At 59.1% G+C, this 13,446-nt stretch carries 11 protein-coding genes; 6 read left to right on the top strand and 5 right to left on the bottom strand.

Going from position 1 to position 13,446, the window contains the following annotated elements:
- Nucleotides 1-112: 112 nt before the first annotated feature.
- Together dnaG and rpsU are read right to left on the bottom strand one after the other, a co-directional pair.
- Nucleotides 113-1,858, bottom strand: coding sequence for a DNA primase (dnaG, locus tag AB8804_RS12260; RefSeq protein WP_371186470.1), 1,746 nt, complete (start codon nt 1,856-1,858; stop codon nt 113-115).
- 115 nt (nt 1,859-1,973) lie between these two features.
- Nucleotides 1,974-2,189 (bottom strand): 30S ribosomal protein S21, encoded by a 216-nt coding sequence (rpsU, locus tag AB8804_RS12255; protein WP_001144069.1) that lies wholly within the window; start codon nt 2,187-2,189, stop codon nt 1,974-1,976.
- A 237-nt stretch (nt 2,190-2,426) separates the two neighbouring features.
- Between rpsU and tsaD the strand changes: the two genes are divergently transcribed.
- Nucleotides 2,427-3,440, top strand: coding sequence for a tRNA (adenosine(37)-N6)-threonylcarbamoyltransferase complex transferase subunit TsaD (gene tsaD, locus AB8804_RS12250; RefSeq protein WP_371186467.1), 1,014 nt, complete (start codon nt 2,427-2,429; stop codon nt 3,438-3,440).
- On the opposite strand, the gene plsY is transcribed toward tsaD, so the two are convergent.
- On the bottom strand, nt 3,441-4,067 hold the full coding sequence (plsY, locus tag AB8804_RS12245; RefSeq protein ID WP_371186465.1) for a glycerol-3-phosphate 1-O-acyltransferase PlsY: 627 nt from the start codon (nt 4,065-4,067) through the stop codon (nt 3,441-3,443).
- A gap of 107 nt (nt 4,068-4,174) precedes the next feature.
- On the opposite strand from plsY, the gene folB reads away from it, so the two are divergent.
- Both folB and bacA read left to right on the top strand, forming a co-directional pair.
- Nucleotides 4,175-4,543 carry a bifunctional dihydroneopterin aldolase/7,8-dihydroneopterin epimerase gene (gene folB, locus AB8804_RS12240; RefSeq protein WP_371186462.1) on the top strand — a complete coding sequence of 123 codons (369 nt, stop codon included), beginning with the start codon at nt 4,175-4,177 and terminating at the stop codon, nt 4,541-4,543.
- 105 nt (nt 4,544-4,648) lie between these two features.
- A complete protein-coding gene (gene bacA / locus AB8804_RS12235) occupies nt 4,649-5,470 on the top strand; it encodes an undecaprenyl-diphosphate phosphatase (RefSeq protein ID WP_371186460.1) in 822 nt (273 codons plus the stop codon).
- 13 nt (nt 5,471-5,483) lie between these two features.
- Here the strand turns inward: bacA and AB8804_RS12230 are convergent, their stop codons facing one another.
- A complete protein-coding gene (locus tag AB8804_RS12230; RefSeq protein WP_371186458.1) occupies nt 5,484-6,725 on the bottom strand; it encodes a multifunctional CCA addition/repair protein in 1,242 nt (413 codons plus the stop codon).
- Between the two features lie 61 nt (nt 6,726-6,786).
- Nucleotides 6,787-7,407 carry a TIGR04211 family SH3 domain-containing protein gene (locus AB8804_RS12225; protein ID WP_371186456.1) on the bottom strand — a complete coding sequence of 207 codons (621 nt, stop codon included), beginning with the start codon at nt 7,405-7,407 and terminating at the stop codon, nt 6,787-6,789.
- Between the two features lie 237 nt (nt 7,408-7,644).
- Here AB8804_RS12225 and AB8804_RS12220 point away from each other — a divergent pair, with 237 nt between their 5' ends.
- Genes AB8804_RS12220 through hldE form a run of 3 tightly spaced genes read left to right on the top strand, consistent with a single transcriptional unit; the run spans nt 7,645 to nt 13,294 of the window.
- Nucleotides 7,645-8,946, top strand: a complete 1,302-nt coding sequence (locus tag AB8804_RS12220; RefSeq protein WP_371186454.1) for an inorganic triphosphatase — start codon at nt 7,645-7,647, stop codon at nt 8,944-8,946.
- A 21-nt stretch (nt 8,947-8,967) separates the two neighbouring features.
- The gene (gene glnE / locus AB8804_RS12215; protein ID WP_371186452.1) at nt 8,968-11,823 is read left to right on the top strand and encodes a bifunctional [glutamate--ammonia ligase]-adenylyl-L-tyrosine phosphorylase/[glutamate--ammonia-ligase] adenylyltransferase; all 2,856 of its coding nucleotides are present in this window, start codon (nt 8,968-8,970) and stop codon (nt 11,821-11,823) included.
- Between the two features lie 40 nt (nt 11,824-11,863).
- Nucleotides 11,864-13,294: a bifunctional D-glycero-beta-D-manno-heptose-7-phosphate kinase/D-glycero-beta-D-manno-heptose 1-phosphate adenylyltransferase HldE gene (gene hldE, locus AB8804_RS12210; RefSeq protein WP_371186450.1), complete on the top strand. Its 1,431-nt coding sequence runs from the start codon at nt 11,864-11,866 to the stop codon at nt 13,292-13,294.
- The last annotated feature ends 152 nt before the right edge of the window (nt 13,295-13,446 follow it).

Genomic DNA, 13,446 nt, shown 5'->3' with positions numbered 1-13,446 from the left:
ACCTTTAAAGCGAGGGCGTACTTATATTTTTGCCGCTGCCTCTCAGTGCGGCTGCCGGGGGCTTCCCGATCGATATTCGGCACTTAAGCCGTTAAATACTGTTGTCTTTCACTTATTTTCTTGCCAGTTCCTGGTTAATCATCCAGAGCTCCCGGCGCTCTTCGCTGCTTAAACCGTGTGTGCGCTCACGAGCTATCAACTCTTCCTGGCGCAGCTCAAGCATCGAATCAAACATATGGTTGAGTGAGTCGGTGAAGGTTTTTTCTGCGATATCCTTATCTGCTATATCGTCCCACATCGACAGTTTTTCAAGGGTAGCGGCCTCTTTTGTGCCGCGATAGTGCTCTAAAAGCTGACCCGTGGTCAGGCCCGGCTGCGATAAACAGGTGTTGACCAGTTCTGAAAACAGGCCAAGGCCGGGCAGCTTTTCGTGGTTCAAACCCGCCAGCGAGGGCACCTGCGGCGCAAGTTCCGGGTTTTGTACCAATAATCCTATCAGTATACGCATGGTTGTGCGTTTTAGCTGCGGCGCGGGGCGAACCGCACCGTTTTCAGCCTGTTTAGGCATTAAACGTTCAAGCTGGCTGTCGTCGAGAATGCCGAGCTTGTTGCCTAATTCCTGACGCAGATAGATGCGCAGCGTCTCACCGGGTACCTGGCTGATTAACGGCAGCGCCAGCGTACTGAGCTGAGCGCGCCCGTCAGGGGTGCTCAAATCCACCTTCGGCATCAGGCTGTTAAACAAAAACGTGGAGAGCGGCTGTGCCTGCTCCATCCGCGCTTCAAACGCCGCTTTGCCCTCTTTACGTACCAGCGTATCCGGGTCTTCACCGTCGGGCAGGAACATAAAGCGCAGCTGACGCCCGTCGGTCATATACGGCAGCGCTGTTTCCAGCGCGCGCCACGCGGCGTCGCGCCCCGCGCGGTCACCGTCGTAACAGCAGATGACGTTGTTCGTCACCCTAAACAGCAGCTGGATATGATCGGCGGTAGTGGACGTGCCTAACGACGCAACTGCGTAGTTGATGTCGTACTGCGCCAGCGCGACGACGTCCATATAGCCTTCGACGACCAAAAGGCGCGGAGGTTCCGCATTATCCTTCTGGGCTTCATAAAGCCCGTAAAGCTGGCGGCCTTTATGGAAAATATCGGTTTCCGGGGAGTTGAGGTACTTCGGCATGCCGTCACCCAGCACGCGACCACCAAATCCAATCACCCGGCCACGCTTGTCGCGGATGGGGAACATCACCCGTTCGCGGAAGCGGTCGTAGCTTCGTCCCTGGTCGTTGGTGACCAGCATGCCCGCATCGATCAGCGATTTACGATCTTCGCTATTGCCGCCAAAACGCTTTAACACGTTGTCCCAGCCGGGCGGGGCGTAACCAATAGCGAAACGCGTAATCACATCGTCGCTCAGTCCGCGCTTTGTCAGGTACTGACGCGCAGGCTCAGCAGCAGCGTGCTTAAGAGACTGTTGGTAAAACGAATTAAGACCGTCCATCAGCTGGTACAGCGTTTGCCGTTGATGGCGCTCGATCTGGCTTGGCCCACTGCCTGCTTCATACGGCACTTCAAGATTGTGCATCGCCGCCAGCTCTTCGACGGTCTCAACGAACTCGAGCTTGTCGTAGTTCATCAGGAAATCGACCGCGTTACCGTGGGCGCCACAGCCGAAGCAGTGGTAAAACTGTTTTTCACCGTTTACGGTGAAAGAGGGGGTTTTTTCGTTATGGAACGGACAGCACGCATGGTAGTTCTTGCCCTGCTTTTTTAGCTTTACCCGCGCGTCGATGAGATCGACGATGTCGGTTCTGGCCAGCAGGTCATTGATAAATACGCGTGGGATTCTTCCGGCCATATGCCCCAAAAATTTAAGCGACTTATAAACGAAAACAAGCCGCGCATTCCTTCCGGAAGCACGGCCTTACGACTACTACTCTGTCTGTCAATTGAGAGCGCGTGCTCTCAACAGATTAGTACAGACGAGTACGGCGTGCGTTTTCGCGAGCCAGTTTCTTCGCGTGACGTTTCACTGCAGAAGCTTTAGCGCGCTTACGTTCGGTCGTTGGTTTTTCATAAAACTCACGACGACGAACTTCAGCCAGAACACCTGCTTTCTCGCATGAACGTTTGAAGCGACGCAGTGCTACGTCGAACGGCTCGTTTTCACGTACTTTAATTACCGGCATGTAACTCTCACCTTTAATAAATTCGGTTTGCCGCTGGCATCAGCGCCAGCTTATTTCAAAATGGTGCGGAATTTTACTGCAAATGCTGCTGCTTTGTAAAGCACCGATGCGATTTTGAAATGAGACTTTTATAAGGAGGAGGAGTATACACGAGCGGATGTCCTGGGGCGAACAAAGTTTTACATCAACCCGCATTGGCCCTACACTGCGCGGTATTGAAGCGAGGTAAAACAAGTCATGCGTGTACTGGGTATTGAAACATCCTGCGATGAAACCGGCATCGCTATTTTTGACGACGAAAAAGGGCTTCTGGCCAACCAACTGTATAGTCAGGTGAAATTGCACGCTGACTACGGCGGCGTTGTGCCCGAGCTGGCCTCTCGTGACCACGTGCGTAAAACGGTTCCCCTGATCCAGGCGGCGTTAAAAGAAGCTGGACTGACGTCAAACGATATTGATGCGGTGGCCTATACCGCAGGGCCGGGCTTGGTCGGCGCGCTGCTGGTCGGCGCGACGGTGGGCCGCTCGCTGGCGTTCGCGTGGGACGTTCCCGCCATTCCGGTGCATCATATGGAAGGCCACCTTCTGGCACCGATGCTGGAAGACAACCCGCCCGCGTTCCCGTTTGTGGCGCTGCTGGTTTCCGGCGGCCATACCCAGCTGATTAGCGTGACGGGCATTGGCAAGTACGAACTGCTGGGCGAATCGATTGACGATGCGGCGGGTGAAGCTTTCGACAAAACCGCCAAGCTGCTGGGGCTGGATTATCCCGGCGGCCCGATGCTGTCAAAAATGGCGTCCCAGGGAACGGCAGGGCGCTTCGTCTTCCCGCGCCCGATGACCGACCGCCCGGGGCTGGATTTCAGCTTCTCAGGCCTGAAAACCTTCGCCGCTAACACCATTCGTAATAATGACGATAGCGAGCAGACCCGAGCGGACATCGCCCGTGCGTTCGAAGATGCGGTGGTGGACACGCTGATGATCAAGTGCAAGCGCGCGCTGGATCAAACCGGCTTTAAGCGCCTGGTGATGGCGGGCGGCGTGAGCGCTAACCGCACGCTGCGCGCGAAGCTTGCGGAGATGATGCAAAAACGTCGCGGGGAAGTGTTCTACGCGCGCCCGGAATTCTGTACCGATAACGGCGCGATGATTGCCTATGCGGGCATGGTGCGTATGAACGCGGGAGCAACGGCAGACCTGAGCGTCTCCGTTTGTCCGCGCTGGCCGCTGGCGGAACTGCCGGAAGCGTAATCAGGAGGAGCCGTTTTTCGGCTCTTTTTTCTTTCTCTTTAGCTTCGTCCAGATTTTAGTTTCCTGACGCCGCCACAGGCGCTGAATATTATCGTGGTGGCGCAGCAGGATCAGGCAGGAGAGCATCGACACCGGGAAGGTGAACTGAGGCTTAAACCACCAGACGTAAAACGGCGCGATCAGCGCGCTGACGATGGCGCCCAGCGAGGAGTAGCCGCTAAGAAGGATGGTGAGCAGCCAGGTGCCCGCCATCACGCCCGTCAAATCCCAGCCGATAGGGGCGATTGCGCCAAAAGCGGTTGCGACGCCTTTGCCACCTTTAAAACCGAAGAAGACGGGCCAGATGTGGCCGACGCAGGCGGCGATAGCGATAAGCCCGAGCCAGAACGGCGTGACGCCCAGCGCATACGCGCCCCAGACGGGAAGCATTCCTTTCAGCACATCAAAAATCAAAACCGCTACGGCTGCTCCCTTGCCGCCAATTCGTAATACGTTGGTCGCTCCCGGATTCCCGGAACCGCTTTCGCGCGGGTCAGGCAACCCGGCAATACGGCAGACCAGAATGGCGCTGGAGATTGAGCCGCAAAGGTAGGCGAGGAGTATCATTCCAAGCGCGATTGCACTCATAACGCTGTTCCATTTTGAAAAGGTATCGGTATTCTCGGCATCTGTGGATAATACGCATAATTCGCCGGAAGTGGTATCCGGTTCCAACAAAAAGCAGGCGGGTCGTGATGGATATTGTATTTATAGAGCAACTTTCGGTAATCACCACCATTGGCGTTTACGACTGGGAACAGACCATCGAGCAGAAGCTGGTGTTCGATATCGAAATGGGCTGGGACAACCGCGCGTCAGCGAAAAGCGATGATGTGAAGGACTGTCTGAGCTATGCCGACATCAGCAAAGCGGTCGTTGGCCACGTGGAAGGGCAGCGCTTTGCCCTGGTTGAACGCGTGGCGGAAGAGGTGGCCGAGCTGCTGTTAACGCGCTTTAACTCGCCGTGGGTGCGCATCAAGCTGAGCAAGCCGGGGGCGGTGGCGCGCGCCGCCAACGTCGGGGTTATTATTGAGCGTGGCACAAATCTGAAAGGTAAGATTTAACGTCATAATTGTTAAACCATTTTCGGTTATACCGGTCTGACTCATGTATTTTTCGCGGTTTCCCATCAGGTAAACCGTTTTTTATATCTTTTTAGGGGTTTATAGATGAGCGATATGCACTCGCTGCTGGTGGCGGCAATACTGGGTGTGGTCGAAGGATTGACGGAGTTTTTACCGGTTTCCAGTACGGGCCATATGATTATCGTTGGCCATATGCTGGGCTTTGAGGGTGATACCGCAAAGACGTTTGAAGTGGTGATTCAGCTTGGTTCTATCCTGGCGGTTGTCGTGATGTTCTGGCGCCGTCTGTTTGGTTTGATTGGCATCCACTTTGGCCGTTTGCCGCAGCGCGAAGGGGAAGGCACGGGCCGCCTGACGCTGATCCACATCCTGCTCGGGATGATCCCGGCGGTGGTGCTGGGGCTGGTGTTCCACGACGTCATTAAATCGCTTTTCAACCCGATTAACGTCATGTACGCGCTGGTGGTCGGCGGTTTCCTGCTGATTGCAGCAGAGCTGCTAAAGCCGAAAACGCCGCGCGCGGAAGGGCTGGACGATATGACCTATCGTCAGGCCTTCATGATCGGCTGCTTCCAGTGTCTGGCGCTGTGGCCGGGCTTCTCTCGTTCCGGCGCAACGATCTCCGGCGGGATGCTGATGGGCGTGAGCCGCTACGCGGCGTCGGAGTTCTCGTTCCTGCTGGCGGTGCCGATGATGATGGGCGCGACCGTGCTGGACCTCTATAAGAGCTACCACTTCCTGACCGCAGGCGATATTCCGATGTTCGCGGTGGGCTTTATCACCGCCTTTATCGTGGCGCTGATTGCCATCAAAACCTTCCTGCAGCTGATTAAGCGGATCTCGTTCATTCCGTTCGCGATCTACCGCTTCATCGTCGCCGCTGCGGTGTACGTGGTCTTCTTCTGATGACCGACTGCCCTCAGTCCTTCGGCTGAGGGCAGCGCTGTTCCTTCCACGCGGCTACCGCATCAATCCGTCGCTTCGTCATCTCTTGCCGTATTTCTGGCCCTTTAAAACCGGCCTCAACCACGTCCTTCGTCGGCACGGCTTTGGCGACTTCCCACGCTTCGCGCAGCAGGCGACCCTGCGGATAATCGCTGGCTTCAAACCCGGTGCGACCGCGCACGTCGGCCTCGCTGGTCAGCGCAATTTGCTCCACGCGCTGCGGCTTGCGCCAGGCGTCGATGTTGTCGAATAGCTTCACGATGGTCGCCGGTTTCAGGATCGGGAAGGTGTGGATCAGGTCGTGGAACTCTGCCACCAGCTTCGCCAGGTCGCGGATTTCGTTCGGCACCCGCAGGCGCTGGCAAAGCCCTTCTACCAGCTTCACGCCCGCCGGGCCGTGGCCGTGGTGGCGCGGCCAGAATTCTTTCGGGGTTAAGCCTTTGCCGAGATCGTGGCACAGCGTGGAGAAGCGCACGTCCACCTCGGGGCTGAGCATGGCGGCCATGCTTAGCGTCATCAGCGTATGAACGCCGGTGTCGATTTCGGGATGCCACTTCGCCGGGGCGGGCACGCCAAACAGCGCGTCCACTTCCGGGAACAGCACCTTCAGCGCGCCGCAGTCGCGCAGCACCTGGAAGAAGACCTGCGGGTTGCGGGTGGTGAGCGTGTTTTCCGTCTCTTTCCACACGCGCTCCGGCGTCAGGTGCTCCAGCTCGCCCGCGTCGGTCATAGCGGTCATCAGCGCCATCGTTTCGTCGGCGATGCGGAAGCTCAGGTGGGCGTAGCGGGCGGCAAAGCGCGCCACGCGCAGCACGCGCAGCGGATCTTCGGAAAACGCGGGGGAGACGTGGCGCAGAATACGGTCGCGCAGATCGTTCTGCCCGCCGTGCGCGTCAATAATATGGCCGTTCTCGTCCTGCGCCAGCGCGTTAATGGTGAGGTCGCGGCGCAGCAAATCCTGCTCCAGCGTCACGTCCGGCGCGGCATAGCAGGTAAAGCCGGTATAGCCCGAGCCTGACTTTCGCTCGGTGCGGGCAAGGGCGTACTCTTCGCGGCTTTGCGGGTGCAGAAACACGGGAAAATCGCGGCCTACCTGCTGGTAGCCCGCGTCGAGCATCTCTTCTGGCGTGGCGCCGACCACAACCCAGTCCTTATCCTTGACCGGCAGACCTAACAACGCATCACGAACCGCACCACCGACCAGATAACTCTTCACGCCCTACGCTCCCGTATTTTCTTTTCGCAAGATAATACGTAAGTGTGGCAGAGAAGACGAGTTAGTTCATCCAGCGGTCTTTGCGCTTGCGGCTTGGGATCAGCATCGGCAGCACCAGACCCAGCACCAGACCCACGCCCAGCACGCCGCCGCCGTACATGAACCACTGCATAATGATGGTGCGCTGTTTGTCATCGAGCTGGAGATTGGCGGCGTTCACTTTCTTCTGCGCGACGATCAGCTCGTTCTTCAGCTTCTGGTTTTCTTCCTTCAGGCCGTTGATCACGCCGTCGCTCTGCGCCACCTTCTGCTGCATTTCTGCGGTGCGCTGGTTCCACGTGCCGTCAATGTTGTTCAGCTTGTCGGTCAGGGTTTTCACCTGGTTTTCCAGATCCGGCACGCGGGTGCGCAGGCTAGGCACGTTGCTCAGCTCTTTCATGGGGATCCAGGAGGTGCGGCCGGTGCTGTCGCGAACCTGACCGTAGTTGGTGTCCGCGTTGATTTGTAACAGAGTCACTTCCTCGCCGGCGTTTACCGTGCCCACGAGGCGATAATTGTCTCCAGGGCCGCTGCGTACCCAGGTATTCAGTTCATCAGAAACGTAACGCTTCTCTTCAGCGTGGACCGCGGTCGCGGCGCTAAAAGCGAGGAAAGTCAGTCCAATCAGGCGTAATTTAAGCATATTAGTCGTTATTTTCATAAAAAGTGGAACGATAGTAGTGGCATCAGTGTCGCTACGCAAAGGATTCATCATCAATCGGAATCATCTGTGTCCTGATTTCCACTGCTTTAAACTTTTAAGTCCGTCAAAATGCGCATTGCGTGGCAATTTGTCGCAAAATACTATGTACTGACAAACAAATGGCGAGGAAGTTCGCCTTCATTGACGCGTCTGTGACGCACGCAAAAGTACAAGACTATGGCTCAAGAAATCGAATTAAAGTTTATCGTCGAAAAAGAGAGCGTGGACGCCCTGCGTCAGCTTATCAATACGTTTTCCGGCGAACATCATGAACCGGAACAGCTCCTCAACATCTATTACGAAACGCCGGACAACTGGCTGCGCCGCCACGATATGGGGCTGCGCATCCGCGGCGCGAGCGGACGTTATGAGATGACGATGAAAATTGCCGGTCGCGTGATCGGCGGTTTGCATCAGCGCCCGGAATACAATATCGACATCAGCAAGCCAGAACTTGAGCTGGAACGCTTCCCGGTAGAGGTCTGGCCGGAAGGTGAGCTGCCTGCAACGCTTGCGGAACAGGTGCAGCCGCTGTTCAGCACCGATTTCTGGCGCGAAAAATGGCTCGTAACGGAAGGTAAAAGCCGCATTGAAATTGCGCTGGACCAGGGCGAAGTCAAAGCGGGTGAAGGCCGGGAGCCGATCTGCGAGCTGGAGCTTGAGCTGCTGGAAGGCGACGTGAACGACGTGCTGAAGCTGGCGCGCCGCCTGGTGAGCCAGCCCGGCCTGCGCCAGGGCAGCCTGAGCAAAGCCGCCCGCGGCTATCATCTGGCCGCCGGGAATGCGCCGCGCGCGCTGAGGGAGACGACCATTCTGCACGTGGCGCCGAAGGCCAGCGTTGAGCAGGGTATGGAAGCGGCGCTGGAGCTGGCGCTCTCCCAGTGGCTTTATCACGAGGAGCTATGGGCGCGTAATGTGAAAAACGCGAAGACCCACGTGCTGGTCGCAATGGGGCTGGTCCGCCATGCCCTGATGCTGTTCGGCGGTATTGTGCCTCGTAAAGCGAGCGCTCACTTACGCGATCTGCTGACGCAAACTGAAGCGCTGCTGCTCTCCGACGTTTCTGCCGACACGGCGCTCTACGGTGCGCAAACGGCAGCGGCAAAGCTAGCGCTGACCGAGTTCCTGGTCACCCGCGGCTGGCGCGCGTTCCTTGACGCCAAAGCGCAGGCCAAAATCAGCGAGTCGTTCAAACGCTTCGCGGATATCCATCTGTCTCGCCATGCGGCCGAGCTGAAAACGACCTTCGCGCACCCGCTGGGCGACCAGTATGGCGATCAGCTTCCTCGCCTGGCGCGCAATATCGACAGTATGCTGCTGCTGTCCGGGGCGTATGACGGTGCCAGGACGCAGGCCTGGATCGAGAACTGGCAGGGGCTGAAGCACGCCATCGAAACCCGTCAGCACATCGAAATTGAGCATTTCCGAAACGAGGCCATTTCGCAGGAGCCGTTCTGGCTGCACAGCGGAAAACGTTAACTCTGGCAAGGAACCCCGAACATGCCGCTCTCTTCACAGCTACAGCAGCAGTGGCAGACCGTCTGCGAACGTCTGCCTGAATCTTTACCTGCGTCATCCCTGAGTGAGCAAGCTAAGTGTGTGCTCACTTTCAGCGATTTTGTGCAGGAAAGCGTAACGGCAAACCCAGGCTGGCTGACCGAGCTGGAAAGCGCGCCGCCGCAGGCCGACGAGTGGAGGCATTACGACAGCTGGCTACAGGCCGCGCTGGCGGACGTGTCCGACGAAGCCGCGCTGATGCGCGCGCTGCGCCAGTTTCGCCGCCGGATCATGGTGCGCATCGCGTGGGCGCAGTCGCTGGCGCTGGTGAGCGAAGAGAGCACGCTGCAGCAGCTGAGCGCGCTGGCGCAAACCCTGATTATTGCCGCGCGAGACTGGCTGTACGCCGCGTGCTGCCGCGAGTGGGGCACGCCGTGCAGCGAAGACGGGGTTCCGCAGCCGCTGCTGATTCTGGGGATGGGCAAGCTGGGGGGCTGCGAGCTTAACTTCTCATCCGATATCGATCTGATTTTTGCCTGGCCGGAGAAGGGCTCTACGCGCGGCGGCCGTCGCGAGCTGGATAACGCCCAGTTCTTTACCCGCCTCGGCCAGCGCCTGATTAAAGCGCTGGATCAGCCGACGCAGGACGGCTTCGTCTATCGCGTGGATATGCGCCTGCGTCCGTTTGGCGACAGCGGCCCGCTGGTGCTGAGCTTTGCCGCGCTGGAGGACTACTATCAGGAGCAGGGGCGCGACTGGGAGCGTTACGCGATGGTCAAGGCGCGGATCATGGGCGACAGCGAGGATGCCTACGCCAACGAGCTGCGCGCCATGCTGCGCCCGTTCGTCTTCCGCCGCTACATCGACTTCAGCGTGATCCAGTCCCTACGCAATATGAAGGGGATGATCGCCCGCGAGGTGCGCCGCCGCGGCCTGAAGGACAACATTAAGCTCGGCGCGGGCGGCATTCGCGAAATTGAATTTATCGTTCAGGTTTTCCAGCTGATCCGCGGCGGACGCGAGCCGTCCCTGCAGTCGCGCTCGCTGCTGCCGACGCTGGCGGCCATTGAACAGCTGCACCTGCTGCCGGAAGGCGACGCGGCAACGCTTCGCGACGCCTACCTGTTCCTGCGCCGTCTGGAAAACCTGCTGCAAAGCATTAACGACGAGCAAACGCAAACCCTGCCGGGCGACGATCTTAACCGGGCGCGACTGGCCTGGGGCATGCGCGTGGACGACTGGGCGGCGTTGACCGACAGGCTGGATGCCCACATGGCGGGCGTTCGCCGCATCTTTAACGACCTGATCGGCGACGATGAAAGCGAGTCACAGGAGGATACGCTCTCCGAGCACTGGCGCGAGCTGTGGCAGGACGCGCTCCAGGAGGATGATACTACGCCGGTGCTGGCGCACTTGAGCGATGACGATCGTCACCGCGTAGTGGCGCTGATTGCCGATTTTCGGCTTGAGCTGAACAAGCGCGCCATTGGCCCGCGCGGCCGCCAGGTGCTCGATCACCTGATGCCGCACCTGCTGAGCGACGTATGCTCGCGGGAGGACGCGCCGATTCCGCTGTCGCGCATGATGCCGCTGCTGAGCGGAATTATCACCCGCACCACCTATCTGGAACTCTTGAGCGAGTTTCCGGGCGCGCTCAAGCACCTGATTACGCTCTGCGCGGCCTCGCCGATGGTGGCGAACAAGCTGGCGCGCTATCCGCTGCTGCTGGATGAGCTGCTCGACCCGAATACCCTGTATCAGCCGACGGCGACCGACGCCTACCGCGACGAGCTGCGCCAGTATCTGCTGCGCGTGCCGGAAGAGGATGAAGAGCAGCAGCTGGAAGCGCTGCGCCAGTTTAAGCAGGCGCAGATGCTGCGCGTGGCGGCGGCGGATATCGCCGGTACGCTGCCGGTGATGAAGGTCAGCGATCACTTAACCTGGCTGGCGGAAGCGATGATTGATGCGGTGGTGCATCAGGCATGGATCCAGATGGTGGCGCGCTACGGCCAGCCGAAACACCTCGCTGAGCGCGAAGGCCGCGGCTTCGCGGTGGTGGGCTACGGCAAGCTCGGCGGCTGGGAGCTGGGCTACAGCTCCGATCTGGACCTAATCTTCCTGCACGACTGCCCGGTGGACGTGATGACCGACGGCGAGCGGGAAATCGACGGGCGTCAGTTCTACCTGCGCCTGGCGCAGCGCATTATGCACCTGTTCAGCACCCGCACCTCGTCGGGCATTTTGTACGAGGTGGATGCGCGCCTTCGCCCGTCCGGCGCGGCGGGGATGCTGGTGACGTCGACGGAGTCGTTCGCGGATTATCAGAAGAATGAGGCCTGGACGTGGGAGCATCAGGCGCTGGTGCGCGCCCGCGTGGTGTATGGCGATCCGCAGCTAAAAACGCAGTTTGATGCCATTCGCAAGGAGGTGATGATGACCCCGCGCGACGGCAGCACGCTGCAAACCGACGTGCGCGAGATGCGCGAAAAAATGCGCGCGCACCTCGGCAATAAGCATCGCGATCGCTTTGATATCAAGGCCGACGAGGGCGGCATCACGGATATTGAGTTCATTACCCAGTATCTGGTGCTGCGCCACGCCCACGACAGGCCGAAGCTGACGCGCTGGTCCGACAACGTGCGCATTCTTGAGCTGCTGGCCCAGAACGACATTATGGACGAGCAGGAGGCGCAGGCGCTAACCCGCGCCTACACCACGCTTCGCGACGCGTTGCACCGTCTGGCCCTGCAGGAACAGCCGGGCCACGTGGCGCTCGACGGTTTTGCTGACGAGCGCGCGCAGGTCACGGCGAGCTGGCAGAAGTGGCTGGTGGAACCGTGCGAAACAGGACAAGTGTGATATTATCGCGCGCAAATTGTGAATCTTTCTGGAGTCAGGAATGAAAGTAACACTGCCAGAGTTTGAACGTGCTGGGGTTATGGTTGTCGGCGATGTGATGCTGGATCGCTACTGGTATGGGCCGACCAGCCGCATCTCCCCGGAAGCCCCCGTCCCGGTGGTGAAGGTCAATACCATTGAAGAGCGCCCGGGCGGCGCGGCAAACGTGGCGATGAACATTGCCTCTCTGGGCGCGAGCTCGCGTCTGGTGGGCTTAACCGGCATCGACGATGCGGCGCGCGCGCTGAGCAAGGCTCTGGCGGACGTGAACGTGAAGTGCGACTTCGTTTCCGTTCCGACTCACCCCACCATCACCAAGCTGCGCGTGCTGTCCCGGAACCAGCAGCTGATCCGCCTCGACTTTGAAGAAGGGTTTGAGGGCGTCGATCCCGAGCCGATGCACGAGCGCATCAATCAGGCGCTGGGCAATATCGGCGCGCTGGTGCTCTCTGACTATGCGAAAGGCGCCCTGGCGAGCGTACAGCAGATGATTCAGCTGGCGCGTAAGGCCAACGTGCCGGTGCTGATCGACCCGAAAGGAACCGACTTTGAACGCTATCGCGGCGCGACGCTGCTGACGCCAAACCTCTCTGAGTTTGAGGCGGTGGCGGGCAAGTGCAAAACCGAAGACGAGCTGGTTGAGCGCGGCATGAAAATCATCGCTGATTTTGAGCTTTCCGCGCTGCTGGTCACCCGCTCCGAGCAGGGGATGACGCTGCTGCAGCCGGGCAAAGCGCCGCTGCATATGCCAACCCAGGCGCAGGAAGTGTACGACGTGACCGGGGCCGGTGATACGGTGATTGGCGTGCTGGCGGCGACGCTTGCGGCGGGCAACTCTCTGGAAGAGGCGTGCTACTTCGCAAACGCGGCAGCGGGCGTTGTGGTGGGCAAGCTGGGGACCTCTACCGTTTCGCCTATCGAGCTGGAAAACGCGGTGCGCGGTCGCGCTGAGACCGGGTTTGGCGTGATGAGCGAAGACGAGCTGAAAGCCGCCGTCGCCGCCGCGCGTAAACGCGGTGAGAAAGTGGTGATGACCAACGGCGTGTTTGACATCCTGCACGCGGGCCACGTCTCGTATCTGGCGAACGCGCGCAAGCTGGGCGATCGCCTGATTGTGGCGGTCAATAGCGATGCGTCGACGAAGCGCCTGAAAGGCGAAACGCGTCCGGTGAACCCGCTGGAGCAGCGCATGATCGTACTCGGCGCGCTTGAGGCGGTGGACTGGGTTGTCTCGTTTGAAGAAGATACCCCGCAGCGCCTGATTGCCGGTATTCTGCCGGACCTGCTGGTGAAGGGCGGCGACTATAAGCCGGACCAGATCGCGGGCAGCGAAGAGGTGTGGGCCAACGGCGGCGAGGTGATGGTGCTCAACTTTGAGGACGGGTGTTCAACCACCAACATCATCAAGAAGATCCAGAAGGACAGTCAGTAGCCTGTGTGGGCTGATGCCCTTACCCCAACCCTCTCCCACGGGGCTGAGGGATCCCCAGTAATATGGTCATACCTCCATGACCATATTACTGTACTCCTTTCCCATCCTTTTCAACTCGTTACCTATATTCAGCCGCCTCACTCTCCGGGGGT

The sequence above is a fragment of the Enterobacter sp. KBR-315C3_2022 genome, assembly GCF_041399425.1.
Taxonomy (GTDB): domain Bacteria; phylum Pseudomonadota; class Gammaproteobacteria; order Enterobacterales; family Enterobacteriaceae; genus Enterobacter.
The sequence above is the reverse complement of the archived record's forward strand: the minus strand, read 5'-3'. Positions and strand labels throughout refer to the sequence as shown.